We start from the raw sequence: 25,108 nt of genomic DNA, 5'->3' as shown, positions 1-25,108 counted from the left end.
ACGATTACATATAAACAAGTGAATCAAGGAGGAACCAAGAATGAAACAGCGATTAGAGAACTTCAAACAATGGTTGAAAGATGAGAACATTGAAGCAGCATTTATCAACTCAACTGAAAACGTATTTTATTTGACGAATTTTCACACAGACCCTCATGAACGTTTGATGGGTCTATTCGTATTCCCCGATTCAGATCCATTTGCGGTTGTTCCAGGAATGGAAGCACGGCAAGTTAAGGAAGCTGGATGGCAAAACGAAGTGATCGGTTATTCCGACCACGAGAATCCATGGGATTTTATACAACAGGCAATTAAAGAGCGTGGAGTGAATGGAAATAAAGTTGCGTTTGAAAAAGAGGTCTTAACATACGGACGCAGTGAAGCGTTTTTATCCATCTTCAAAAATCCCGAGGTAGTAAATGTAGAAGACAAATTAAACGACATGCGCGTAATCAAAGATGAGAAGGAAATTGAAATCATGCGCCGTGCTGCTAAAATGGCAGATTTCGGAGTCGAAGTAGGGGTTGATGCACTTCAAGAAGGCATCACGGAAATGGAAGTTCTTGCGAAGATTGAGTACGAGCTGAAGAAACAAGGAATCCGGGAAATGTCCTTCTCGACAATGGTATTGTTCGGAGAGAAGGCAGGGGATCCTCACGGCAACCCCGGTGATAGAAAGCTGAAAGCGGGAGACTTTGTCCTATTTGATCTCGGAGTGGTTCTTGAAGGATACACATCGGATATCACACGGACATTTGCTTATAAATCAGTTTCTGATGAACAAAGGGAAATTTACGAAACTGTTCTTAAAGCAGAGCTTGCTTCTCTTGAAGCTAGCAAAGCCGGTAACCGTATAGGAGACCTGGACCAAATAGCCCGTGATATCATCACTGAGGCAGGATACGGAGATCACTTCCCTCACAGGATCGGGCATGGACTCGGAATCAATGTTCATGAATTCCCATCAATGAGCCATTTAAATGACGGTATTCTTAAAAAGGGGATGACTTATACGATCGAGCCGGGCATTTATGTTCCTGAAATCGGAGGAGTCAGAATAGAAGATGATGTACTCATTACAGAGGATGGGTATGAAACTTTAACAAAATTCCCAAAAGAACTTCAGATTATCGAATAAGTCGCAGAGAGCTGATGAAGAATCAGCTCTTCTTTTATTTAATGGCGTTAATTTGAACATTCTTCTTAAAAGAATTGAAGTGAAACCTTTACGTTTTTTCTACGTATACATTAGTATCAAGTAATGAAAAGGAGAGAGAACATGAAAAAGATCATCCTGTTACTGTTATCATTATTCCTTCTTTCCGGTTGCGGATTATTAGAAGAAGCAAATAATAGCTTAACCTATGTAGAAGAAATGACGGATTACTTAAACGAAGCGGAACAGTTTGCAAATGATTTTCCGACATTAGTAGAAGAGGCGTCGGCCGATCAGTCAGCCATTCCAAGACTTCAAGACCGCCTGGATGAGATGAAAGCAGAAATAGAGGAAATAAATAACCTGACCCCTCCATCTCTTGCGGAGGATCTTCATACAAAAGTAGAGGAATATAACAATAAAGCACTCCAGGGAATAGAACAGGCGCAGACCCAAATCGATAAAGGGGAAGTTCAATTGAGTGAGCTTCAAAACCTGGAGATTGTGGAAACCTTTAATCAACTGCAGGAAATCAAAGGGAATCTGGATAACTTAGGTCAATAATAAGTAGTGAAGTGTTGCAGGTAAGAAAATGACATACTAAACTGCGACACTTCTTTTTTTATTCAGGAAATGGTAAAGGATGACGAACGAGGTAATCATTCTTTTTCTAGAACAAGGGTTCGTGAAAACGTGTTATAATGAAGAAATAATAAAATGGACAGGAGACATTCGATGAAAGTTGTGATAGCCGAAAAACCTGATCAAGGAGCAACTTTAGCCAAACCGTTTCCTCATCGGAAAAAACAAGGATACATAGAAGTACAACCAAACGAACTATTTCCAAAAGGAGCTTATATTACATGGGCAGTAGGTCATCTATTCGGTCTGCAATCGCCTGAAAAGTATGATAGCAAATGGAAGAAGTGGACGATTGAAGAACTGCCGATCATCCCGGCACGATTTCAGTATGAGCTGTCAAGAGCTAAATCGAAGCAATTTACAGTTATAAAACAACTGTTGCATAACAAGGAAGTAACTGAAATCATCCATGCAGGAGATGCTGGTCGGGAAGGTGAATTGATTATCCGTAACATCGTTTCTATGGCACGTGTCCAAAAACCGATGAAAAGACTGTGGATATCATCCCTCACTGAAAAATCGATCGTCAATGGCTTTAGAACATTGAAGGAAGAAGCAGAGCTGCGAAACCTTTACTACGAAGCATATTCACGTGCATGCGCCGATTGGCTGGTTGGAATGAATGCTTCAAGAGCTTATAGTATTTTACTGAAACAGCAGGGTATGTCGGATGTTTTTTCGGCAGGAAGGGTACAAACCCCGACGCTTGCACTGATTGTCAAGCGGGATGATGAAATTGAGAGGTTCAAGAGTGAACCTTTCTGGGAAGTGAAGGCGGATTTCCAATTTGGAGATCATACGTATGAAGGGATCTGGCAAAAAGACGGGGAGAGCCGTATTCAGAGTGAAGAACTTGCCAGGAAAATAGCTTCCTTCTCTGAAAATAAGCCTGCAGATATTAAAGAAGTGAAAACGGAAAGAAAAGAGTTCTCTCCTCCAATGTTATTTAACCTTTCATCCTTGCAGGCAACAGTCAATAAGATGTTTAAATTTTCACCAAAGAAAACACTGGATGTACTCCAAAAGCTTTATCAAAAAGGAATTGTGTCTTATCCACGTTCGGATTCCCAATACGTAACCAGAGGGGAAGCTGAAACATTTCCCGAGACTTTAAACAAATTGAAGGAATATGGTCCATACAATCAATGGATACCAACTCCTCAAGCCAGCTTGATGAATAACAAGAGATATGTAAACGACGCAAAAGTATCAGATCACTATGCAATTATTCCTACCGAACAGGTTACTGATCCGTCTTCCCTTTCTGCGGACGAGAAAAAAATATACGATGTCATCATTAAGCGTTTCATTGCTGCTCACTATGATAAAGCCGTCATAAATTATACAACCATTACAACCCTTGTGGATGACCGTGCTGAATTTGTATCCAAAGGAAAACAGATTCTTCAGGAGGGCTGGAGAAAGATCATTGTTGAAAATGAAAAAGAAAATGAACCTCTGCTTCCTCCCGTAAATGAGAAAGATCAAGGAAAGGTGACCAAAGTGAACATCAAGGAAGGAAAGACCCAGCCACCTAAAAGGTACACTGAAGGACAGTTGATTACCTTGATGAAAACCGCTGGAAAATTTATTGATAATGATGAACTCGAGAAGGTCCTTAAGCAGACGGAAGGATTGGGTACGGAAGCAACTCGGGCAGGAATCATTACGATGCTGAAAGACCGTCAGTACATAGACATTCAGAAAAATATCGTCTATCCAACTGATAAAGCAAAGGTGCTCATACGTGCCATTGGTAACAATGTATTGGCATCAGCTGAAATGACAGCAAAATGGGAGCAGCGTCTTCAACAGATTGGAAATGGAAAAGCATCTGCACCAGAATTTATGGAACAAGTAAAGAAACTGAGCCGTTCACTCGTACAGAACGCATTGAGTGAAGCGGAATCGTGGAATTTTGGGGACCTTGATACAGCATCCATTCAGAGAACATCAGGGAAAAAGGGAAAGAGGGGCAGTAAAGTCAGCCTTGGCACATGCTTGAAATGTGGTGGTAAAGTGATAGATAAGGGAAAGTTTTACGGCTGCGCCAATTTCCAAAAGACGAAATGCAGCTTTACCATATCGAAAACAATCCTTTCAAAAAAAATAACTGGAACCGTTGTAAAAAAAGTTTTGAAGGAAGGAAAATCAGATCGCATCGATGGATTTAAAAAAGGGGACAAGCAATTTTCTGCTTACCTTGGATGGGATCCTCAACAAAAGAAAATTCAGTTTCTATTTGACGTAAAATAACAGCCTGTTCACCACTTGAAACCAGCGATGCCCAGTAGGGGCATCGCTGATTTGATGTATACAATTAAATTGTCTTCAATCGAACTAAACATTTACTTACACGTTTATTTCTTCTCAGAAAGGATAAAACAACTATGTACACAAAAGATATTTGAAGATACTGGAGGGAATACATTGAAAAAAGTATTAATGGTATTAACAAATGAAAGTAAAATTGATGATGAACATGAAACAGGATTATGGTTATCAGAGTTTGCAGAACCATACTCCGAGTTTAAAAATCAAGGTTTTGAAGTCGATGTAGCAAGCCTCCAAGGGGGAAGGATACCTCTTGACCCCAACAGTTTGGATGATGAAAATGTGGAAACGTGGAAAGGAGTAACGAAAGAACTCGACCAGACGTTGGTCCTTTCCCAGCTGAATGTGAATGAGTACAGCGGAATCTTCCTTCCTGGCGGACATGGAACGATGTTTGACCTGCCTGAGAGCCCTGACCTGCAACAAGCACTTGTACATTTCGCTGAAAATAATAAAGCCATTGGAGCAGTTTGTCATGGACCCTCAGGCTTTGTGGGTACAAAATTATCAAACGGAAAATGGCTGGTGGATGGAATAAGCATGACAGGATTCACAAACGAAGAAGAACAGCAGACAGGCCTTGATTCTTTGATGCCGTTTCTGTTAGAAACAAAACTTCGTGAACAAGGTGCGCAATTCGAAAAGGCAGAAGCGTGGAGTGACCATGTCATAACAGACGGGAAATTCGTGACAGGTCAAAATCCGCAATCCAGTCAGTCGACAGCGGAAGCCTTCGTGAAAGTACTTTAATACGTGCTATAACCAAGGGATTTAAAAACCCGAGAGGAGAAGAAACGGATAAAAATAGAACAGAATGATAAAATGAGATGATCTCTGTGTTGAGCAGGGGTCATCTTCTTTACATTCTACTGATATTCATATTTATGGTAGACAGCACCCATATGTTAAAATCATCTCAAAAGATCTTTGAAGGGAGCAAGCCCATGCTTCAAGTAATCATTCAGATACTCATCCTCTGCTCATTATATGAAGCCGGCAAATGGATTGCTGATTTCTTTCATTTACCAATACCAGGAAGTATCCTCGGAATGCTTCTGTTGTTTACCCTATTAGTCACAGGAACTATAAAAGAAAAGTTATTGATAGAAGGGGCAAACTTCTTTTTGAAATATTTTTCATTTTATTTCTTGCCATTATCCGTAAGTGCGATTGCTCTTGGACCTTATCTGAATCAATACGGGTGGAGACTCGCATTAATTCTTGTCATCAGCGTTTTTGCCGGATTTGCTGCCACTTCCCTTTGGGTTCAGGGATTTATTCAAATGAAGGAGAAGAAGTCTTATGATGAATCCCATTAATGTGATTGCAGCAATTGGAATAACAATCCTTTACTTTATTCTTTCAATTAAGATTCATCGTCTTTGGTCCAGTCCATTGACAATTCCCATTTTCTTAAGCTCGTCAGCTCTTATCCTTACATTATTTGTTCTTGATATACCATACGAAAAGTATGCCAATGGCACTGCAGTAATTACATATTTACTCGGACCGGCCACCGTGGCGCTTGCGTATCCCTTATATCAATTCAGGAAACTTCTCACGAAGCATTGGCAGCCTATCTTATCAGGGATATTAGCAGGAAGCGGAGTATCCATGGTGATTTCTTATTTTCTCGCCGTCCTCATGGATATACCTGCAGACTTCAATAGATCCTTCCTTGTAAAATCAGTTACTACCCCGGTAGCAGTTGATATAGGAAAACTGATAGATGGAAAGATAGAAGTCATCCCTGCTGTGGTCATTATTACAGGGATAATGGGGGCTATGTTTCTGCCGTTTCTTATCAAAGCGCTTAATATCTCTAACCCGATTGCAAAGGGACTTCCTTTCGGCGTCATCTCGCATGGAATTGGAACAGCTCAGGCTCTTAAAGAGGGAGAACAGGAAGGAGCCATAAGCGGAGCGGCAATGGCGTTAACAGCAGTAATCATGTCATTTATCATTCCCATTGTGTTCCTGTTTGTTTGATTAATGGCTTTAAGGGAGAAAATAGTTGATGCAGACAGGGAAATTCTGACTGCTACCTTCCTCAGTAAAAGGAGCGCAAATGTTGAAAAGAGTACTAATGAAGATAAAAAAAGGAATATGGGTCGTTCCCGCGGTATATAGTATAGTTTCTCTTGGTCTTGCTATTCTCACAATTTCACTTGATACATACTGGATTCACAGAATCGAACCTTTTTTACCGACTGTTATGCTTACAAGTATTGACCTTGCTCAGACTGTCCTGAGTGCCATCGCATCATCCCTGCTGACGATGACGACCTTTACATTTTCGACTGTAATGATTGTCCTTACTACTTATTCTTCACAGTTTTCACCCAGAACACTTCAAAATTTTGTGAAGGATAAAACAACGATGAGAGGATTGGGCATATTCCTGGGCGGCTTTATTTACTCTATTATTTCTTTATTATTCATGAGGCAAAGTCTTGAAGAACATCTCGTTTCTTCTGCTTTCGTCGGAGTTCTTTACGCCATTGTCTGTCTGTCATTTTTTGCTTATTTTATTCATCATATCGCCACTTCCATCCAGATAAGCAGACTGATTCAACGGCTGGAAGAGGAAGCTTTGAAAGTCATCGCGTTTTACAAAAAAATTCAAAAAGAACATAATGTCCATCCATATAAGGATATACCGGATGAGTACTATGTGGCTTCTGAAATCCCTGCAGCTAAATCAGGTTTCATTCAATATATTGATTTCTCTGAAATGATAAATATGGCTAGGGAAGAAGATGTAATTGTTGAATTCACAAAAGAAGTTGGTGACTTTGTAAAAAAAGGTGAAACAGTTTGCAAAGTCTACGGTATAAGAGAAGTACATACTCATCCCAAATCATATATATACATAGGAAGGGAACGAATGGGTGAATACGACTTAGCCTATTCCCTGCAGAAAATAGTCGAAATCGCTCTAAGGGCAATCTCTCCGGGGATAAATGATCCCAATACAGCAAGGGATGCAATAAAATATATCGGGCTGATCCTGAGTGAAATTCACGGGATTAAAGATGGAATTATATCTATGAAAGATAAAGATGACTGTACAAGGGTATTTATCCATCTATTTTCTTTTAACAAAATTCTATATAAAACGTTCTATCAGATTTCACATTATAGTAAAGCAGATATCTCAGTTATATTATCAATCATGGACGCCTTGATTATGATTTACAAGGAAGTGGATATCGATAGGAAACATATCGTTTATGATTTCCACAAGTACGTCATTCATGGCATGGAAAAAGAAGAAATGCAGGAATGGGATATGTATTATCTAAATGAAAAAATTGATCAGCTAAAACCTGCTTCTTTAAAAAATGATTTGGTTTAGTTATAGTAAGGGAAGACGAAATTCATAAAGAGAAGGAAGATTGTATGATAGTAAAAACAGACGAAGAATTACAAGCTTTGAAAGAAATCGGCCGTATCGTCGCACTGATCCGGGATGAATTGAAATCTCAAACAAAACCTGGTATTACGACGAAAGAGCTCGATGAGATAGCAGGAAGAATGTTTGAAGAAAACGGTGCTATTTCAGGGCCTAAAGGTGAATATGACTTTCCGGGCTTTACATGTATCAGCGTGAACGAAGAAGTTGCACACGGCATCCCGGGAGAAAGAATTATTAAAGAGGGAGACCTTGTGAATATTGATGTGTCAGGGTCGAAAGACGGTTATTATGCAGACACCGGTATTTCGTTCGTGGTTGGTGAAGGAGACCCCAAACTCACTGATTTGTGTGAAGCAGCCCTGAAATCATTTGAAGCTGGACTCCGTAAAGCAAAAGCCGGCTCAAAGCTGAACGGAATTGGAAAAGCCGTTCATAATGAAGCGAAGAAGAATGGCTACACGGTTATCAAAAATCTGACCGGACATGGTGTAGGTAAATCACTTCACGAAAAACCGGACCATATCCTGAATTACTTCGATCCATGGGATAACGGTCTTCTGAAAGAAGGAATGGTCATCGCATTCGAACCATTCATCTCAAGAAGAGCTCAAAACGTGATCGAAAAAGGCGACGGCTGGACATACATCACGCCTGACAAGAGCCTCGTAGCTCAAATCGAACACACTATCATCATTACTAAAAACGAACCAATTATTTTGACCAAATAAAACAGTAAGGGACGGTCCTTTGATAAGGTCCGTCCCTCTTTTTTAGTTAAACGATTTTTGTTTTACCGCATTCCTGGCACTTACGATAGAATTTGCCTTCCAATACACGGGATTTAAAGACATTATTTCCGCATTCACATCTACCGGCATGTTCATCCGGTTCGTCTTTATAAAGTACGATAGTGCCTTCTTGATTTTCCACTTGTTAACCCCCCACGCTAGTTCACGTATCTATATAAGTATAAATTGTAACCAATGACTTGTTAAGAGAAAAAAATTTCTACCCTGGTTAATCCAGCTTCACATTTAACTATATATAACCACTAAATCCAATATTATCTATATTTATTGGTTTTTTATTCCTTTGCATGATAGTTTATACAGGAAAACGCTTAATATTACAGATATGAAATAATTCTGACGCATGTTTATAATTTTCTTGTTATTGTATTGAGATTTTACTATGTTAGTATTTTCCCTGTTAGCAAAAATAAATAGTGCTAGCTACATAAGGAGGAATTTTTCTATGAAACTAAAAAAATCGATTATTTCTGTTGCTGCATTCACTACTCTAGCAGTTTCCGGTGGTGCTAGCGCTTCAGCACAAGAAATCGAAGTCAAAAAGGGAGATACGCTTTGGGGATTGGCGAAGGAATATGGCACAACTGTAGATCAACTTAAAACATGGAACAACTTAGGCTCAGATCTTATTTTTCCTGACCAGGAGCTGAAAGTATCATCTAAAGAATATTATACAGTAAAAAAAGGTGACACTCTTTGGGGTATTTCATCAAGTTATGGCATTTCAGTAGACAGTCTGCAAGGATGGAACGCACTGGAAAGTGACCTTATCGTGCCTGGACAAGAATTGCTAATTAACCTGGATGATAAAGCAACTTCAACTCCTGTAAATACTTCTGAGCAAGAAGAGGCTGCACCTGCGCCTCAGGCCGAAGCAACACCAGAAGTAGCTCCAGAAGCTGAAGAACCGGCAGCAGAGCCTGCAGAAGCAGCACCTCAAGAAGAACAAGATGCCGTAGCTAAAGAGCTTACTGTTGAAGCTACAGCATATACAGCTGAGTGTGAAGGCTGCTCAGGAATCACTGCTACAGGAGTAAATTTGAAAGAAAACCCTGACGCAAAAGTAATTGCAGTAGATCCTGATGTCATTCCACTTGGATCAAAGGTATATGTAGAAGGTTATGGATATGCAACTGCTGAAGACACTGGCGGTGCAATCAAAGGAAACCGCATCGACGTTTTCATTCCTTCAAAAGATCAAGCGACTGATTGGGGAAGAAAAACAGTAAACGTAAAAGTCCTTGAAACAAAATAATTCACATAGATCGCCCCATTGGGAATTTATTCTCAATGGGGTTTTTTATATATCTATTTTCTCTTAAAAAATTCCTTTAAAACTGTCATATTCTCTATATGAATACAAATGTTGGAATTGCTGGAATTCAAGATTATTAAAGAGTTTCAATATTCATTACTGTTACAGTGATGTCATCTAATTGTTAATTGTTTATAAACAGTTTGATATATGGTTGATGCATGTCTATGTTACTATTTCTTTTGTTGGTTTTTACTATAAACCACAAAAGGAGGAATTTGACAATATGAAAAAAGTTTTATTTTCCATTTTTTCCTTCGCAGTCATTCTTTCAATCGGACTATCCTCTGCAGCGGCAGAATCGGACGATAACACAGAAAAAGCACTTAAGGATTATCATAATATAGAAAAAGGCGACATCCTCTGGGAGATTGCCAATCGTTATCATATTTCCATTGAAGAGGCAGTTACCCGTCAGGAACTGCTCGAAAAAGGTATAACTGTGAATGGGAAAGAACCGCAAGATGCAGCTGTGAAGACTGCAGCTACAGAACAAAATGATGCTGACAAAAACAATGATAATGTTGTTCAAGAAATAGATATGACTGCTACAGCTTATACAGCCTACTGTGAAGGGTGCATTGGTATCACCAAAACCGGTGTTGACTTAATTGCCAATCCTGATGCAAGAGTCATTGCTGTTGACCCGGATGTTATTCCGTTGGGATCAAAAGTATATATTGAAGGTTACGGATACGCTCGTGCAGAAGACACAGGCGGAGCTATTAAAGGAAATCGTATTGATATTTACATGGAGCATGAAGAAGATGCCCTTCAATACGGAGTTCGAGATGTAAAAGTGAAAATTATTGAAGAATAGATATAAAAGACGTTCTCTCAAGTTGGAGAACGTCTTTTTTGTATCTCGGCCTTGCCCTAAGGCTATGTAGGTAATAAAAAACTACTTTCATTTTTATTGAAATTAATTGGAATGAAAACGCTCTATTGGCAAACACTAGTCAAAATTAATGGTTTTCACTTGCATTTACATCACTACTTTTGCTAGGGTTATGAATGTTGGTTTCAAGGGCGTAAAAGAGGGAATATGGAAATAGGCCTATTTCCATGCTTTCTTTCTATTTTACAAATTAGAAAAAAAAGAAAAAAATGAAAGGAGATCATTATGAAACGCATTTCAAATGTTTTCTGGATTACTGTTGCACTCGTAGCAGCAGCTGTAGCATATGGAGTGATTGCTCCAAAATCTTTTGAAACAGTAACTTCGAATATGCAGACGTTCATTACATCTACATTCGGCTGGTATTATCTAATATTAGTAACCGTAATCGTGATTTTTTGTGTCTTCCTTATCTTTAGCCCTATGGGAACGATCAGATTAGGAAAACCGGATGAAAAGCCTGAATACACAAAAGGGACTTGGTTCGCTATGTTATTCAGCGCAGGTATGGGTATTGGACTTGTATTCTGGGGAGCTGCAGAGCCGCTTTCCCACTTTATCACACCCCCACTTGCAGAAGGAGGCACCAATCAAGCAAATAAAGAAGCGATGCGCTATACATTCTTCCATTGGGGAGTACATGCTTGGGGAATTTATGCAATCGTTGCTTTAGCTCTTGCGTACTTTAAGTTCCGTAAAGATGAACCAGGGTTAATTTCTTCAACGCTCAGACCCATTTTCGGAGACAAAGTAAACGGTCCTTTAGGAACTGTCATCGATGTACTTGCTGTCTTCGCAACGGTAGTCGGAGTCGCGACGACACTTGGATTCGGGGCTGCTCAAATCAACGGAGGGCTATCTTATCTATTTGGCATTCCTAACAACTTCACTGTACAGTTCATCATTATCGCTGTCGTTACAGTGCTGTTCATGATTTCTGCTTGGTCAGGTTTGAGTAAAGGGATTAAATATCTATCTAATACAAATATGGTATTGGCTATTGGATTATTCGTTTTAGTCTTCTTTATCGGACCGACGCTATTAATCCTGAATATGTTCACAGATACAATCGGTGCATATATCCAGAATATCGCAGCTATGAGCTTCAGAATCGCACCACTGAACGAAGAGCATCGTTCATGGATTAATGGATGGACCATCTTCTACTGGGCATGGTGGATTTCCTGGTCTCCATTCGTCGGTATCTTTATCGCCCGAGTTTCGCGAGGCAGAACGATTCGCGAATTCCTGATCGGAGTATTGCTGCTTCCTGCACTTGTCAGCTTCCTTTGGTTTGCTGCGTTCGGTACTTCTGCAATCGAGGTACAACAAGCTGGAACAGATTTAACTAAATTTGCTACAGAAGAAGTTCTCTTTGCTGTATTCAACAGCTTTGAATGGTCCACTATATTGTCCGTTGTAGCCATTACACTGATTAGCACATTCTTTATCACTTCAGCCGATTCAGCAACATTCGTTCTTGGGATGCAAACGACATACGGTTCATTAACTCCTCCAAACTATGTAAAATTAACATGGGGGATCGCACAATCCACCGTGGCATTGATCCTATTATACAGCGGAGGATTACAAGCCCTTCAAAATGCGCTTATTGTCGCAGCACTGCCATTCTCAGTCATCATGGCACTCATGATGGTCTCATTATACAAAGCACTTAATCATGAGAAGAAAGAACTTGGTCTTTACATTAAACCCAAACCAAGAAAAACCACTGAGTCACATGAAAAAATTTAAATGAGTTTCTGCGCCCAGACAATGTCTGGGCGTATTTTTTTGGGGAAAATGCCTGCGTTCATCTCGCTCTTTATTAATAACTAGACATTTTCATCATTTATCAGTTCTGAAGGCTATTATAAACCCTTCTATTATGCACTTTTTATAAACTATACAAAAGACTTTTACTGATTTGATTAACCTACAATTTGTCCCATACATACATTAATATCGTAGTTAGATAACTGGAGGTGACTGATTATGTATGGATACGGATACCCTGGATACGGATACTGCGGAGGAGGATACGCGGGAGGCTTCGCATTAATCGTAGTTCTATTCATTTTGTTAATTATCGTTGGAGCAGCGTTTGTTCACTAATAAAAAAATAAATGCCAATGATCCGAAGAGTCCAGATATGACTCAATCGGGTCATTTTTTTATGTTAACAAAACACATTGGAGTTGAAAGTATTTACTTTACATACCATTCTCCGATTGTATTAATCCAGTTCTCATATTAAAATACTAAAAGGAATCATCACAGAGGAAGGAGGCGTGACTGTATGCAAAAAAAATCGAAAAAGAAAAAGACAAGCTTTAAAAAGAAACACGCCTCTCCATTTAAAATACTATTGATCCCTTTTTTCATTCTGATGATTTATTTTGCAGTTAACGATATACACACCACCAATAAGCTCTCTTTGTTTGGTAAAGAAGAGGTACCGCCTCAATATATTCCGATATATAAAGCGGCCGAAAAAAAATATGGTGTCCCGTGGAATCTATTGGCGGCTCACCATCGCGTGGAAACAAAGTTTTCCACCATGAAATCACTCATCTCCCCTGTTGGTGCTGAGGGACATATGCAGTTTATGCCCTGCACGTTTGTTGGCTGGTCTCATCCGACATGCGGTAATTTGGGCAAAGGGGATATTCCCGATGATCAGAAAACCGATCCCGACATCATTGAAAAATATGGGGGATACGGAGTGGATGGGAACGGAGATGGGGTTGCCGATCCGTTTCAAATTGAAGACGCCGTATTCAGTGCAGCAAATTATCTAGCAAGTAATGGAGCAGCAAACGGGGAGATCGAACAAGCTGTATTTGCTTATAATCATAGTACGGAGTATGTAGAGGATGTTCTGTATTTCGCTGAGAGATATATTGAGAAACCAAAGGAAGAAAAACAATAGTAATTCAAAGGCTCCTCATCATTCATAAAAATTTTCAAAAAAACCTGTATTCAAGATTCACAAGAGAACCGTGGTATGATAAGGTTCTCTTTTTTTATCTATGAACCTTACGATGTTTGTGACATTCATAGTATTTCCCTTCACTATCAAAAATTGTTATGATTATTCTTTGTTTAATTTTTAGAGTATACAGGTGGTTGAAGAATGAAAGTTACTAGTTTAATAGAAGAGTGGCAGACTGCTCTGGAGATTGAAATTGCACATTTAAGAAAACGAGAAACTACTGGAATTTATATAGAAGAGGGGAGATGCTTGAGGAAGGATGATACTGCTTACATATACTGGTTTACTCTTGCATATTCCGCCTCCTTTCCCGAAGGAAGCACTGTAATATTTAAAACAGGGGGAAAATTGCTGTCCGGGGTCGTGATCAGCTCAGAAGACCGGGAATGCATCATAGAGTTCGATCGGTACATTGGAGACCCAGTTACAGTCGGACAACTTTTTTACGAAGCATGGGAGTTGCTGGAGAAACTGATTGAAAGGCTGGAAGAAGCTAAAGAAAGACATGGAAAAGCAAGCAGGATCAAAGATCTGATGGTTCCTCCACAAAAAATATCCCATAACGCAGCCGTTGTAAAAGATACACTGCACGAAGCATATCTAAGAAGTAAACACAATCCAGTCACCTATCTCTGGGGACCGCCGGGGACTGGTAAAACCTACACATTAGCCCGTGTGGCAGCCTATCATTATTCAGAAGGAAAGCGAGTACTCCTCCTTTCTCATAGCAACGCAGCGGTTGATGTATTAATAGAAGAAATGCACCATTTTCTTTCCAAGCATGACCGTTGGAAATCTGGAGAGGTCATCCGATATGGAATCAATCGAAAATCGTATGGGGAGGGGATCACTGATTTGAGCGTGATACAGCTATTGGAGCATCAGGATCCGAAGCTTGCTCAGGAAAAGAATACAGTGGAGACATACCGAAGGAAACTGAAGAATAAACTTTCAAAGTCATTCTCCAACTACGATTCCGAACGCCTTTCTCAGTTAGAGGTACATTATCAAAAACTGAAGGAACAGCTTAAAAGACGGGAAGGCGGACTCGTAAATGATGCTAAGGTAATCGGGACCACATTAAGTAAAGCTGCAATCGACCCTCTTATTTATGATGAGGAATTTGACCTTGTCATTGTAGATGAAGCGAGTATGGCGTATGTGCCGCAAGTCGCTTTTGCTGCATCGATAGGGAAAAAAATCATCATATGCGGAGATTTCAAGCAGCTCCCTCCTATCGCAGGAAGCTTTCATCCATCGGTCTCGAAGTGGTTAAAGGAAGATATCTTCCATTTATCTAACGTGGCTGGTTCCGTAGAAAAAGGGAAGGAGCATCCGCAATTGCTGCTTCTCCCCGAACAAAGGCGTATGCATCCGAGCATTTCTGCTTTCACAAACCATTTTATCTATCATTCGAAAGTGGGTGACCATCCCGATGCGACAAAGATGAGGGAAGAAATTCTGTTCAGGGAACCCTTTCCCGAACAAGGAAGCATTCTATTATCCCTGCAGGAAGGGTCAGAATGGGGGGGAATCGACCGCGGCTCAAGATGGAATATCCTTTCAAGCTTCCTCACAGTTATGATGGCTATTAAAGCACTGGATGATGGAACTCGTTCCATCGGAATCGTGACACCATACCGGGCACAGGCAAGATGGTACAACCTGCTTCTTAAAGAACTTATCGAGCCCCTCTACCAGGGAGAGAAACCGAGCCTATACGCGGCTACTGTCCATGGTTTTCAAGGATCCGAAAATGATATGATTATTTTCGATGTCGTCGATGGGACCGCTCATGAAAAAGCAGGTGCCTTACTTACGCGTAAAGGAAGCGAGAGGCTGATCAATGTGGCGGTTACACGGGCAAGAGGGAAATTCATACTGGTAGCCGATGATCACTTCATAAGAAGTAAGACTCGTCCATTACAGCCAATTCATCAATTGATCGATTTTCTATATACAGATGGGTATGTTAAAACTGGTTCGGATTTTACAGAATCAGAAATAAGCTCTACCAAAAGATTGAAATGGTATTCGATTCTGGACAATAAAAGGATAATGAAAGACCTTCTTGCATGCAAAGAGGAGATTATCGTGAATGTTAACTCAATGAGCGTTATACCTCCTGGATTTTTAAAAGTATTGAAGGAAGTCGAACATAATATAACCGTAAAAATATTATGTAAACAGAAAAAACACAAAACCTTTCCTGTTGAAACAGCTGACTCGACAACAAACATCCCCTTTATCAGCTTGGACAAAAAAGTGCTATGGTTTAATTGTTTCTCAAGTGAAGGGAACAAAAGGTTTCCTTATCAAGTAAGAATTTTTTCAAAAAAGGTGAATCAGCAATTCTTTAAGCTGATTCAACAAAACGCCAGAAAAATGTAATCACACATTTCTGGCGTTTTGTTATTTGAGCCGTTTTGAATTTAAACCTATTTTGAAACATAAAGCGGTTTGTCGGTTCTTTCAGTTACTTCTCCGATCAGCCACGCTCCAACAGAATGTCCATGTAATTCATCGATATATTTAATGGCCTGATCTCTTGGGAGACTCACCAATAATCCGCCGGATGTAATCGCATCACAAAGGATCAGCTGATCTTCTGTTGTAAGTGCTGAGTCATAGAAGACCTCATTTTCAAGCCAAAGGTGATTCGCTTTCGATCCTCCCGGGATCACGCCTGATTCCGCAAGTTCTTTTGTACCGGGTAACTGCGGGATTGATGAGTAGCTTAGTGTGACTGTTACATGACTTCCTTTCGCCATTTCAAAGGCATGGCCTAAAAGTCCAAAACCCGTAATATCAGTGACAGCATTTACTTGATAATGATGTAAAACTTCAGCCGCTATCTTATTCAACATACTCATCGATGCCACCACTTCAGCTTCTTGATCTTTCGTCACAGCCTGACGTTTGATGCCGGTCGTTACGATTCCTGTACCGATCGGTTTCGTCAACACCAGAACATCTCCTGTTTTGGCGCCTTTATTGGTCCAATATTTCTCTGGATGAACCACTCCCGTTACACTCAATCCAAACTTTGGCTCTGCATCATCAATCGAATGGCCTCCCACAGTGATTGCACCAGCTTCCAATACTTTCTCCTGGGCACCTGCGAGTATCTGAGTCAGCATCTCACTGCCGAGTTTCTTAATTGGGAATCCGACAATATTCAATACTGTCTTTGGAGTTCCGCCCATGGCGTACACATCACTCAAAGCATTGGCTGCTGCAATTTGACCGAACAGATAGGGATCATCGACGACAGGAGTAAAATAATCGACTGTTTGAACAAGAGCGATCTCATCGGTTAACTGATAAATCCCTGCATCGTCGGAGGATTCATTTCCAACTAACAATTCTTTATTCTCTGGTTGAGGAGGCAGCTGACGCAAAACTTGCGCCAAGTCACTTGGACTTAATTTACATCCTCAGCCGGCTTTAGAAGAAAGAGCCGTCAAACGGATGATCTCTTCTTTACTCATAGCTTTCACCCCTTTATGTATAGATACTTATATTGTACAGGAAAGATAAGAGAACGGGCAAAATAGGAGAAGGGATTTCCAACTTATTTGCAACTGAAATAGGTCTCCTCTACAATGAAATAAAGCACTTTGAAAAAAAGGGGGTTATCGGATGACCAATCGTAACATTAAAATTGAATTCTGCTTAAGGTGAAACTACTCACCAAAAGCCGCGAGTTTCGCGGAACAGTTATTTACCCACTTCCGCTACGATATTGAAGAAGTATTGCTCATTCCATCATCTGGAGGAGCCTTTGAAATCACGGTAGGGGATACAAAGATCTATTCCAAACTGGAAACAGGTGTATTTCCAGATCCAAATGATATCATCACCAAGATTGAAGGCATGTAAACACAAGAAAAAGCCTGGGATCCCAGGCTTTTTACCTTATCAGAGAGAATGGAGATCATCGTCGCAAATTCCTTGAACACGAATGATTAACGAAGTTTTCTCCGTGCATTCGTGTTTAGGTACCTTGATTTCAATTGTATGGTGTTCTAAAGAGTAGGATAATTTCCGTTGACGCAGGCAAAAAGGAAAGTCAATATTCCTGCTCCTTGTCTTCAATTCATTTTTTAATCTGATTGTTATAACCAGCCGGTGATCATTCTTCGTCAGAATCAATTCATCCGGACAAATATTTTCAGTTTCGACTTCCACGATAAATGCCTCTGTTGTATCAAGGAAGTCGATTCGGAATTCTTTTTCATCTAGCCGAACTGTATCAGGATCCAATAACCAATCCTTCATTCTCTCTTCCCAGTTCTCTAAATAGAAATCCTCCTTGTCCTTACCCATTTACATCTGACCCCTAACTTTCTCTTTTACACATTCTATTCTTTCTCCTTTAAATGGTGAGGGTGTTATAATGGGATAAAAGTAATAAAGGAGGTAATCATGAAAGAATTGCTGAGACAAATACCCCCTATACATGAACTTCAACATACAGTCGGTTTCGAGCGCTTCATAGCCGATCAAAACCTTTCATTCGATAAAGGGACGGAGCTTGTGAAAGAAAGTGTAGCGTTCATAAGAAAGTGCATCCAGGAAAACAGGTGGGATGGTCCTCATCCTGATACCGACCTTTTCATTGAGGCAATCTACATACAGGCCGAACTCATTAAAAGTGAGAAATTCTCGCTATCTTTACATAAAGTCATCAATGCCAGCGGAACGGTTTTACATACAAATTTAGGGAGAGCACGACTGGGAGCTGAAACAATTGAACATATGAACAAGGTGGCAGGCTCTTACACCAATCTTGAATATGATGTAGAAAAAGGAAAGAGAGGTTCCCGACACATCCATGCAGAGAAATTCATATGTGAATTGACTGGCGCTGAGGCTGCGATGGTCGTCAATAACAATGCTGCCGCTGTATTTCTCATTCTTTCTGCACTTGCTAAAAACAAGGAAGTTATTGTATCGAGAGGGGAGCTTGTGGAAATAGGAGGTTCCTTCAGGGTCTCTTCCATCATGGAAGAGAGCGGGGCAAAGCTAGTGGAAGTCGGCACAACAAATAAAACCCATTTACACGATTACGAAGGACATATCAGAGAAGAAACAGCGATGATCATGAAAGTGCACCAAAGCAATTTTGTCATGAAAGGATTCACTTCTTCAATTGGAACTGAAGACCTTGTCAATTTGTCCGGAAAGTATGACCATGTCATTTATTATGAAGATTTGGGAAGCGGGGCTCTTTTTGACTTTTCAACACATGGAATAGGGAAAGAGCCGTTAGTAAGACAAGTGATCGAGCGAGGCTCAGACATTGTATCGTTCAGTGGGGACAAGTTATTGGGAGGACCTCAAGCCGGAATCATCGCAGGCAGGAAAGAGGTTGTGGACTTACTAAAAAAACATCAGCTCGCCCGTGTGCTGCGGGTGGATAAAATGACACTTGCTGCACTTGAAATGACCTTGCTTCATTATTTGAAAAACGAGGAACACAAGATTCCTGCCATTTACGGGATAACGCAGCGTAAAGAAGACATCATGCACCAATCAATGGAGCTGATAGAACATCTGGAGCAGCGAAATGTTTCATTTATTCTTGAGTTGATGGAAGGTACGAGCAGAGTGGGCGGCGGGACCATGCCGGAAGTCGAACTTGAAACGTATCTTATTTCTATAAAGCACAAAACTATTTCCTCAAATGTATTGCACGAACGATTACGGTTCCATGAACCTGCCATTATTACAAGGATTCAACAGGATCGCCTTTTGATTGATTTGAGAACCGTTTCAATCGAGGAACAGGGGGAAATACTAGAAGCACTCGATAAAATCAGGAAGGAAATAGAGGCCGAAGTGCTTAAACGATCGTAATCATTGCCCATAAAAGAGGCACATCCAGATGATTGAGATGTGCCTCTTCTGCTTTATTGCTGCCCGTTGACGTCATTTACAATCGACTCAAGGTCTGTCTTGAATTTCTGCAGTTGTTCTTTTTGTGTGTCTGAAGCCACTTCAAGTGCATTCTCTATTTGCTGATACGCTTCGTTCACTTCATTTCTAAGGTGTGAAAGTTGTGAACCGTAGCTGCCGCCATCGAGAACCAATTCATTTACACTATTTTGCACGTCCGTGTACCCTTGCTGTGCAGCTTGAAATGCTTGTTGTTTATTTTTATGATATGGCATTTTAATTCTCTCCTTCAAAAGTAAAATAGCCTTTCTATTATAGGCATTTCACCACAATTCTATACGTATGCATAAACTCTCTCCATCGTATCCATTCTAAACAAGAGGAGGGATGGATGATGAACAAAAATGACAGCAAAGACATGAGAAAAAACGCACCTAAACAATCGGGCCAGCCTGAACCGTTAAGCGGCTCCCACAAAGTGAAAAACCAAAACCATACGCGTCAAAAGCATAACGGCAGCCACGATATGTAAATGAAAAAAACTCTGCAAGTGAATTTGCAGAGTTTTTTGTTTAGTTTTATCAAGAAAGGGTAAGTGAGAAGGGAGTCCGGACATAGACGACTGGTACATTCTCAAAGATCTATAGGCATTTCTTCTGACAAAACAATTATTGATTGGTTTTTCGCTTTTTATTATTCTGCCTCTGAGCTTCCGTCAGCGGCTCATTGGAGTACTCTTCATTATAACCTGCACCCTTGCCCTGTGCTTTTGCTGCGTTCATACCGTTTATGACATGATTTGCTTTGCGTTTAGCCAATAGAAACACCTCCATATGATTAGATTGCCACCATGCATGCAGAGCTATTAGAGGAAAAGCCTAGCAAGAAGTAATTATTTTTGCGAAATAATATTTAATTGGACCCGACATCATTTGACATGGACAAAAATGCCGTTATGCCAATATTTTGCTAGAAAATGAAAGGTGTTTAGTTATTCAGATAAGTAAAACTTATCAAAAACAATAACTTTATTGTTATTTACTTATGTAATCGCTTGTATTAAGATTGTTAATGTGAGAAAAGTTCGTTAGTTAGAACGAAGACTTTTCGACTTAATGTGTATATGTAGTTAGAGGGGGAATCGAAATGGCAAAGAACGATGTATTTAATGCACGATCTTCTTTCGAACTGGAAGGAAAACGTTATCATTACTATCGTTTAAAAGCACTTGAAGAAGCAGGCGTTTCAAACATCAACCGTTTACCTTACAGTGTAAAGGTATTACTTGAATCCGTACTGCGCCAATTTGACGGACGTGTAATCAATAAAGAACATGTTGAAAATTTAGCAAACTGGGGAGCAGCAAGCAAGGATGCGGAGGTTCCATTCAAGCCTTCACGTGTCATCCTTCAAGACTTCACCGGAGTACCTGCTGTCGTTGACTTGGCTTCATTGCGTAAAGCAATGGCTGACATCGGCGGAGATCCTCAAAAAATCAACCCTGAAATTCCGGTTGACCTTGTAATCGACCACTCTGTACAAGTTGATAAATACGGTACAGCAGATGCATTAAAAGCAAACATGGACCTTGAATTTGAACGTAATGCCGAGCGTTACCAATTCTTAAGCTGGGCTCAAAAAGCATTTGAAAACTACCGTGCCGTACCACCGGCTACCGGTATTGTTCACCAGGTTAACCTAGAATACCTGGCAAACGTTGTCCACGCTGTTGAAACAACTGAGGGCGACTTTGAAGCGTTCCCGGACACACTTGTTGGTACTGACTCTCATACAACGATGATCAATGGTATCGGTGTTCTTGGCTGGGGTGTTGGCGGAATCGAAGCTGAAGCAGGTATGCTTGGCCAGCCTTCATACTTCCCGATCCCTGAAGTGATCGGTGTTAAATTCACTGGCGAGCTACCAAACGGAGCAACAGCCACTGACTTGGCACTAAAAGTAACTCAAGTACTTCGCCAAAAAGGTGTTGTAGGTAAATTCGTTGAATACTTCGGTCCAGGTGTTGCCACTCTGCCATTAGCAGACCGTGCGACAATCGCCAACATGGCTCCTGAGTATGGTGCAACATGCGGATTCTTCCCGGTTGACGCAGAATCACTTGACTACTTGCGTCTAACTGGCCGTGATGACACTCATATCAAAATGGTAGAAGAATATCTGAAGCAAAACGAAATGTTCTTCACACCTGAAAAAGAAGAACCAACTTACACTGACGTAGTGGAAATCGACCTTTCTGCTGTGGAAGCAAACCTGTCCGGACCAAAACGTCCACAGGATTTAATTCCACTTTCAGACATGAAAGAAACCTTCCACAAGTCGATCACTGCAAAAGAAGGCGTTCAGGGCTTTGGTCTGGATGCATCTGAAATCAATAAGACAGCTAGATATACGACTGAAGAGGGTAAAGATGTAACGATGCCTACCGGTGCGATCGGAATCGCTGCGATCACATCTTGTACGAATACATCCAACCCATATGTAATGCTTGGAGCAGGACTTGTAGCTAAAAAAGCTGTGGAACTTGGAATGAACGTTCCTGACTTTGTAAAAACATCATTGGCTCCTGGTTCAAAAGTTGTTACAGGCTACCTGAGAGATTCAGGATTATTATCTTATATGGAACAAATCGGATTTAACCTTGTTGGATACGGTTGTACAACATGTATCGGTAACTCAGGTCCTTTACGCCCTGAAATCGAAAAAGCTGTATCTGAAGCAGATCTTCTTTTAACATCTGTACTTTCAGGTAACCGTAACTTCGAGGGACGTATCCACCCATTAGTGAAAGCAAACTACCTTGCTTCACCGCCGCTTGTCGTTGCATATGCACTCGCAGGCACAGTCGATATCGACCTTCAAAATGATCCGATCGGTAAAGACAAAGACGGCAAAGATGTGTTCTTCCAGGATATCTGGCCTTCACAGGATGAAGTGAAGGATGTTGTGAAAGCAACAGTGACCCCTGAACTATTCCGCAGAGAATATGAGCATGTGTTCACAGAAAACGAACGCTGGAATGAAATCAAAACAAGCAACGAACCATTGTACAGCTTTGATGATAAATCAACATACATCCAAAATCCTTCATTCTTCACGGGACTTGCTCCAACTCCGGAAGATATCCAAGGATTAAATGGACTTCGTGTTGTAGGTAAATTCGGTGACTCAGTGACAACTGACCACATTTCCCCTGCAGGTGCGATCGGTAAAGATACACCAGCTGGTAAATACTTGCGCGCGAATGGTGTAGAACCACGTGACTTCAACTCTTATGGTTCCCGCCGTGGTAATCACGAGGTCATGATGCGCGGAACGTTTGCGAACATCCGTATCCGTAATCAGATCGCCCCAGGTACAGAAGGCGGATTCACGACGTACTGGCCTGAAGATGAAGTTATGCCTATCTATGATGCATGCATGAAGTATCAAGAAGACGGCACTGGCTTGGTTGTCCTTGCAGGAAAAGATTACGGTATGGGATCTTCCCGTGACTGGGCAGCTAAAGGTACAAACCTTCTTGGCATCAAAACAGTTATCGCTGAAAGCTACGAGCGTATTCACCGCTCAAATCTTGTGATGATGGGTGTTCTTCCACTTCAATTCAAGCAAGGCGAAAGCGCTGAGACTCTTGGCTTAACTGGAAGGGAAACCATTTCTGTTAACATCACAAATGATGTTAAACCTCGTGATATCCTGACTGTCACAGCAGTGGCTGAAGATGGAACAAAGACAGAATTTGATGTACTTGCACGCTTTGATTCAGAAGTTGAAGTAGACTACTACCGTCATGGCGGTATCCTGCAAATGGTACTTCGCGGCAAGTTCCAAGCATAAGGAATAATGGAAAAGCCCTGAGAATTTATTCTCAGGGCTTTTTTGTGTCTGATGAGAAGAATGTGACTTCGGAGTAAAGGTCAACGGTTTGGTTAAATTATTATTTTATGCAGTTAACCATAAAAGGCACTTTAAAAGACTAATCTGAGACAAGCTTACATAAGATGTTATTATCGAATAATCAGAAGAGGAGAGACGGACTGTTGAAATCTTTTTTTGGAGTATTGCTTGTCGCTTTGTTGGTATATACATTTTACGTGGAAAATAAGTCCAGCCCGAATGCTTTTACAAGGGATCAGTTTGAACAAGCTGCTGCTAATCAATCATACGACCAGTTGATTGATATCGAAGAAGGGGAAGTGGCAGGCAGTTCGGAACCTGCTGAACATTTTCCCGGACCAAATGTGGGGGATAAAGCTATAGATTTCAAACTATCTGACCTGTCAGGTGACGACGTGACCCTGTCCCAATTTAAAGGGAAAAAAGTAATCATTAATTTCTGGGCGACGTGGTGTCCGCCATGTAAGGAAGAAATGCCTGTTATGGAGGAATTCTACAAAAAGAATAGGGATAATATCGAAGTCCTTGCGATCAATATTGACCCTCAATATAACGTAAGAGAATATCAGGAATCAATGGGGCTGACCTTTCCGATCCTTCTCGACAAAGATGACAAAATCAACAAAGCTTATGACATCCTTACCGTCCCGACAACCTACGTCATCAATGAACAAGGCATCATCACTCACAAACAAATCGGTGCCATCACGAGCCTAGAAGCCTTCAATGCTATAGTGAAGTGAGGAGCGGACTCTCTTTATTACCTTTGTTTAAAATATCTGAAATTTGGATATACTATTTATACAAGACAATAAAGAGAGTGAGGTTTCCTTTACATGCGCAGACCAAGAAAGAAATCATTCGCTGATTTGGTGAAAGAGAACAAAAAACAGTTACTTCTCGATGAGGATGCAATGAATGCAATAGAAGAGAGAATCGACGCACGATTTGAAGTCAAGCGTCCCCTGAATAAAGCCGAGTAATCACTTACGAGGCTTTATTTTTTATTTGGAAAACGGTGTTAATTTCAAAGTGGTTTCAGCTGTTGATTGGAGTGCAAGATGAAGACTCCTGCGGGAGAAGCGTGTTAGGGGAGACCCCGCAGGGAGGTACGACCGAGGAGGCTCACCAACCGCCCGCGGAAAGCGAAGTCTTGCATGGAAATCAACAGCGGTGATTATTAGTCTTTTTATAATACATACCAATTATTACGCCTAAACTTCCTCATCAAAATGGAAATGATAGTACTAAGGGGGGAAGTACAATGAGCAATCCGAAAAGAAACAATAAACATTTCAATCCAAATCATATTGGTACACAGTCCAGAGAAGCTGGCGGGAATAAAGGGAAGCAAATGCAGGATACATCAGGGAAACATGCACAGGTAATCCAGACAAAAGGTGAATAACATCTTTTCGTTTGATGAAAAATAATTGAGGGACCGACCATCTGAACGTTGGTCTTCAACACATCTTTAGGAGGAATGCAGGATGGCATGGAACAGTAAACCGAATCCGGATGATCGCAGTGATAACGTCGAAAAGCTTCAAGGTATGGTACAGCATACGATTGAAAACATGGAGAAAGCAGAAGAGTCTATGGCTTTCACAGATAGTGAAGAACAGCTTCAGTCTATAAAGGCTAAAAATGAACGCCGCCGCGAGAGTCTCGATGCATTCCGAAGTGAAATCAAAGATGAAGCCGGTCAAAATAATAACCGCTAAT

The 25,108-nt window shown here is 40.7% G+C and carries 25 protein-coding genes and 2 pseudogenes; 22 read left to right on the top strand and 5 right to left on the bottom strand.

All coding sequences use genetic code 11. From position 1 onward, the window contains the following. Positions 1-40: 40 nt before the first annotated feature. The 8 genes from ACXAFV_RS16075 to map all read left to right on the top strand — a co-directional run bounded on the left by ACXAFV_RS16075 (position 41) and on the right by map (position 8,278). Positions 41-1,138 carry a M24 family metallopeptidase gene (locus tag ACXAFV_RS16075; RefSeq protein WP_475127971.1) on the top strand — a complete coding sequence of 366 codons (1,098 nt, stop codon included), beginning with the start codon at positions 41-43 and terminating at the stop codon, positions 1,136-1,138. Between the two features lie 141 nt (positions 1,139-1,279). Then, positions 1,280-1,720, top strand: a complete 441-nt coding sequence (locus ACXAFV_RS16070) for a DUF6376 family protein (protein ID WP_475127970.1) — start codon at positions 1,280-1,282, stop codon at positions 1,718-1,720. Between the two features lie 171 nt (positions 1,721-1,891). Beyond that, positions 1,892-4,054: a DNA topoisomerase III gene (locus ACXAFV_RS16065; protein ID WP_475127969.1), complete on the top strand. Its 2,163-nt coding sequence runs from the start codon at positions 1,892-1,894 to the stop codon at positions 4,052-4,054. A gap of 174 nt (positions 4,055-4,228) precedes the next feature. After that, a complete protein-coding gene (locus ACXAFV_RS16060; RefSeq protein ID WP_475127968.1) occupies positions 4,229-4,882 on the top strand; it encodes a type 1 glutamine amidotransferase domain-containing protein in 654 nt (217 codons plus the stop codon). A 194-nt stretch (positions 4,883-5,076) separates the two neighbouring features. Continuing rightward, entirely contained in the window at positions 5,077-5,451 is a 375-nt protein-coding gene (locus ACXAFV_RS16055) for a CidA/LrgA family protein (protein WP_475127966.1), read from the top strand. Further along, entirely contained in the window at positions 5,435-6,121 is a 687-nt protein-coding gene (locus ACXAFV_RS16050) for an LrgB family protein (protein ID WP_475127965.1), read from the top strand. The genes ACXAFV_RS16055 and ACXAFV_RS16050 overlap by 17 nt, the downstream gene beginning before the upstream one ends. Before the next feature lie 82 nt (positions 6,122-6,203). After that, positions 6,204-7,490, top strand: a complete 1,287-nt coding sequence (locus tag ACXAFV_RS16045) for a DUF2254 domain-containing protein (protein ID WP_475127963.1) — start codon at positions 6,204-6,206, stop codon at positions 7,488-7,490. 44 nt (positions 7,491-7,534) lie between these two features. Then, complete coding sequence (map, locus tag ACXAFV_RS16040; RefSeq protein ID WP_475127961.1) at positions 7,535-8,278, top strand: type I methionyl aminopeptidase; 744 nt, start codon at positions 7,535-7,537, stop codon at positions 8,276-8,278. A 46-nt stretch (positions 8,279-8,324) separates the two neighbouring features. On the opposite strand, the gene ACXAFV_RS16035 is transcribed toward map, so the two are convergent. Continuing rightward, positions 8,325-8,480 (bottom strand): DUF8096 family protein, encoded by a 156-nt coding sequence (locus ACXAFV_RS16035; RefSeq protein WP_475127959.1) that lies wholly within the window; start codon positions 8,478-8,480, stop codon positions 8,325-8,327. Between the two features lie 324 nt (positions 8,481-8,804). Between ACXAFV_RS16035 and ACXAFV_RS16030 the strand changes: the two genes are divergently transcribed. From ACXAFV_RS16030 to ACXAFV_RS16005, 6 genes and pseudogenes are all read left to right on the top strand, one after another. Further along, positions 8,805-9,614, top strand: a complete 810-nt coding sequence (locus tag ACXAFV_RS16030; protein ID WP_475127958.1) for a 3D domain-containing protein — start codon at positions 8,805-8,807, stop codon at positions 9,612-9,614. 286 nt (positions 9,615-9,900) lie between these two features. Then, positions 9,901-10,494 (top strand): 3D domain-containing protein, encoded by a 594-nt coding sequence (locus ACXAFV_RS16025; protein ID WP_475127957.1) that lies wholly within the window; start codon positions 9,901-9,903, stop codon positions 10,492-10,494. 303 nt (positions 10,495-10,797) lie between these two features. After that, positions 10,798-12,327 carry a glycine betaine uptake BCCT transporter gene (locus tag ACXAFV_RS16020; RefSeq protein WP_475127956.1) on the top strand — a complete coding sequence of 510 codons (1,530 nt, stop codon included), beginning with the start codon at positions 10,798-10,800 and terminating at the stop codon, positions 12,325-12,327. A 279-nt stretch (positions 12,328-12,606) separates the two neighbouring features. Next, a pseudogene (locus ACXAFV_RS16015) lies at positions 12,607-12,687 on the top strand (YjcZ family sporulation protein); the annotation flags it as partial. 184 nt (positions 12,688-12,871) lie between these two features. Beyond that, positions 12,872-13,504 (top strand): lytic transglycosylase domain-containing protein, encoded by a 633-nt coding sequence (locus ACXAFV_RS16010; protein WP_475127954.1) that lies wholly within the window; start codon positions 12,872-12,874, stop codon positions 13,502-13,504. Positions 13,505-13,708: 204 nt separating this feature from the next. Then, positions 13,709-15,958, top strand: a complete 2,250-nt coding sequence (locus tag ACXAFV_RS16005) for a DEAD/DEAH box helicase (protein WP_475127952.1) — start codon at positions 13,709-13,711, stop codon at positions 15,956-15,958. A 47-nt stretch (positions 15,959-16,005) separates the two neighbouring features. On the opposite strand, the gene selD is transcribed toward ACXAFV_RS16005, so the two are convergent. Beyond that, entirely contained in the window at positions 16,006-17,058 is a 1,053-nt protein-coding gene (gene selD, locus ACXAFV_RS16000; protein WP_475127951.1) for a selenide, water dikinase SelD, read from the bottom strand. Between the two features lie 205 nt (positions 17,059-17,263). Between selD and ACXAFV_RS15995 the strand changes: the two are divergent. After that, positions 17,264-17,449: pseudogene (locus tag ACXAFV_RS15995) on the top strand (Rdx family protein); the annotation flags it as partial. 39 nt (positions 17,450-17,488) lie between these two features. Here the strand turns inward: ACXAFV_RS15995 and ACXAFV_RS15990 are convergent. Beyond that, complete coding sequence (locus tag ACXAFV_RS15990; protein ID WP_475127949.1) at positions 17,489-17,896, bottom strand: Hsp20/alpha crystallin family protein; 408 nt, start codon at positions 17,894-17,896, stop codon at positions 17,489-17,491. Positions 17,897-17,995: 99 nt separating this feature from the next. Between ACXAFV_RS15990 and selA the strand changes: the two genes are divergently transcribed. Continuing rightward, complete coding sequence (gene selA, locus ACXAFV_RS15985; RefSeq protein WP_475127948.1) at positions 17,996-19,429, top strand: L-seryl-tRNA(Sec) selenium transferase; 1,434 nt, start codon at positions 17,996-17,998, stop codon at positions 19,427-19,429. A 53-nt stretch (positions 19,430-19,482) separates the two neighbouring features. Here the strand turns inward: selA and ACXAFV_RS15980 are convergent, their stop codons facing one another. Next, positions 19,483-19,743, bottom strand: a complete 261-nt coding sequence (locus ACXAFV_RS15980) for a hypothetical protein (RefSeq protein ID WP_475127947.1) — start codon at positions 19,741-19,743, stop codon at positions 19,483-19,485. A 116-nt stretch (positions 19,744-19,859) separates the two neighbouring features. Between ACXAFV_RS15980 and ACXAFV_RS15975 the strand changes: the two genes are divergently transcribed. Further along, positions 19,860-20,000 (top strand): small acid-soluble spore protein P, encoded by a 141-nt coding sequence (locus ACXAFV_RS15975; RefSeq protein ID WP_446246812.1) that lies wholly within the window; start codon positions 19,860-19,862, stop codon positions 19,998-20,000. Between the two features lie 136 nt (positions 20,001-20,136). On the opposite strand, the gene sspO is transcribed toward ACXAFV_RS15975, so the two are convergent. Next, the gene (gene sspO / locus ACXAFV_RS15970; protein WP_341982247.1) at positions 20,137-20,286 is read right to left on the bottom strand and encodes a small acid-soluble spore protein O; all 150 of its coding nucleotides are present in this window, start codon (positions 20,284-20,286) and stop codon (positions 20,137-20,139) included. A gap of 328 nt (positions 20,287-20,614) precedes the next feature. Here sspO and acnA point away from each other — a divergent pair, with 328 nt between their 5' ends. From acnA to tlp, 5 genes are all read left to right on the top strand, one after another. Continuing rightward, positions 20,615-23,323 (top strand): aconitate hydratase AcnA, encoded by a 2,709-nt coding sequence (gene acnA, locus ACXAFV_RS15965; protein ID WP_475127946.1) that lies wholly within the window; start codon positions 20,615-20,617, stop codon positions 23,321-23,323. A 203-nt stretch (positions 23,324-23,526) separates the two neighbouring features. Continuing rightward, the gene (locus tag ACXAFV_RS15960) at positions 23,527-24,126 is read left to right on the top strand and encodes a peroxiredoxin family protein (RefSeq protein WP_475127945.1); all 600 of its coding nucleotides are present in this window, start codon (positions 23,527-23,529) and stop codon (positions 24,124-24,126) included. A 93-nt stretch (positions 24,127-24,219) separates the two neighbouring features. Then, positions 24,220-24,366 (top strand): FbpB family small basic protein, encoded by a 147-nt coding sequence (locus tag ACXAFV_RS15955; protein ID WP_175989348.1) that lies wholly within the window; start codon positions 24,220-24,222, stop codon positions 24,364-24,366. A gap of 281 nt (positions 24,367-24,647) precedes the next feature. Beyond that, positions 24,648-24,791, top strand: a complete 144-nt coding sequence (locus ACXAFV_RS15950; RefSeq protein WP_175989349.1) for an acid-soluble spore protein N — start codon at positions 24,648-24,650, stop codon at positions 24,789-24,791. Positions 24,792-24,873: 82 nt separating this feature from the next. Further along, positions 24,874-25,107: a small acid-soluble spore protein Tlp gene (tlp, locus tag ACXAFV_RS15945; protein WP_475127944.1), complete on the top strand. Its 234-nt coding sequence runs from the start codon at positions 24,874-24,876 to the stop codon at positions 25,105-25,107. The last annotated feature ends 1 nt before the right edge of the window (position 25,108 follow it).

This window comes from Rossellomorea sp. ABR4_012 (assembly GCF_056159545.1).
The sequence above is the reverse complement of the archived record's forward strand: the minus strand, read 5'-3'. Positions and strand labels throughout refer to the sequence as shown.

Coding starts and splice junctions, on each gene's coding strand:
- ACXAFV_RS16005 (WP_475127952.1), top strand. CDS start 13,709: ATGAAAGTTACTAGTTTAATAGAAGAGTGGCAGACTGCTCTGGAGATT.
- selA (WP_475127948.1), top strand. CDS start 17,996: ATGAAAGAATTGCTGAGACAAATACCCCCTATACATGAACTTCAACAT.
- acnA (WP_475127946.1), top strand. CDS start 20,615: ATGGCAAAGAACGATGTATTTAATGCACGATCTTCTTTCGAACTGGAA.
- ACXAFV_RS16030 (WP_475127958.1), top strand. CDS start 8,805: ATGAAACTAAAAAAATCGATTATTTCTGTTGCTGCATTCACTACTCTA.
- ACXAFV_RS16010 (WP_475127954.1), top strand. CDS start 12,872: ATGCAAAAAAAATCGAAAAAGAAAAAGACAAGCTTTAAAAAGAAACAC.
- map (WP_475127961.1), top strand. CDS start 7,535: ATGATAGTAAAAACAGACGAAGAATTACAAGCTTTGAAAGAAATCGGC.
- ACXAFV_RS16025 (WP_475127957.1), top strand. CDS start 9,901: ATGAAAAAAGTTTTATTTTCCATTTTTTCCTTCGCAGTCATTCTTTCA.
- ACXAFV_RS16070 (WP_475127970.1), top strand. CDS start 1,280: ATGAAAAAGATCATCCTGTTACTGTTATCATTATTCCTTCTTTCCGGT.
- ACXAFV_RS16065 (WP_475127969.1), top strand. CDS start 1,892: ATGAAAGTTGTGATAGCCGAAAAACCTGATCAAGGAGCAACTTTAGCC.
- ACXAFV_RS15975 (WP_446246812.1), top strand. CDS start 19,860: ATGATGAACAAAAATGACAGCAAAGACATGAGAAAAAACGCACCTAAA.
- ACXAFV_RS15950 (WP_175989349.1), top strand. CDS start 24,648: ATGAGCAATCCGAAAAGAAACAATAAACATTTCAATCCAAATCATATT.
- ACXAFV_RS15990 (WP_475127949.1), bottom strand. CDS start 17,896: ATGGGTAAGGACAAGGAGGATTTCTATTTAGAGAACTGGGAAGAGAGA.
- ACXAFV_RS15980 (WP_475127947.1), bottom strand. CDS start 19,743: ATGCCATATCATAAAAATAAACAACAAGCATTTCAAGCTGCACAGCAA.
- ACXAFV_RS15955 (WP_175989348.1), top strand. CDS start 24,220: ATGCGCAGACCAAGAAAGAAATCATTCGCTGATTTGGTGAAAGAGAAC.
- ACXAFV_RS16050 (WP_475127965.1), top strand. CDS start 5,435: ATGATGAATCCCATTAATGTGATTGCAGCAATTGGAATAACAATCCTT.
- tlp (WP_475127944.1), top strand. CDS start 24,874: ATGGCATGGAACAGTAAACCGAATCCGGATGATCGCAGTGATAACGTC.
- ACXAFV_RS16075 (WP_475127971.1), top strand. CDS start 41: ATGAAACAGCGATTAGAGAACTTCAAACAATGGTTGAAAGATGAGAAC.
- ACXAFV_RS16055 (WP_475127966.1), top strand. CDS start 5,077: ATGCTTCAAGTAATCATTCAGATACTCATCCTCTGCTCATTATATGAA.
- ACXAFV_RS16020 (WP_475127956.1), top strand. CDS start 10,798: ATGAAACGCATTTCAAATGTTTTCTGGATTACTGTTGCACTCGTAGCA.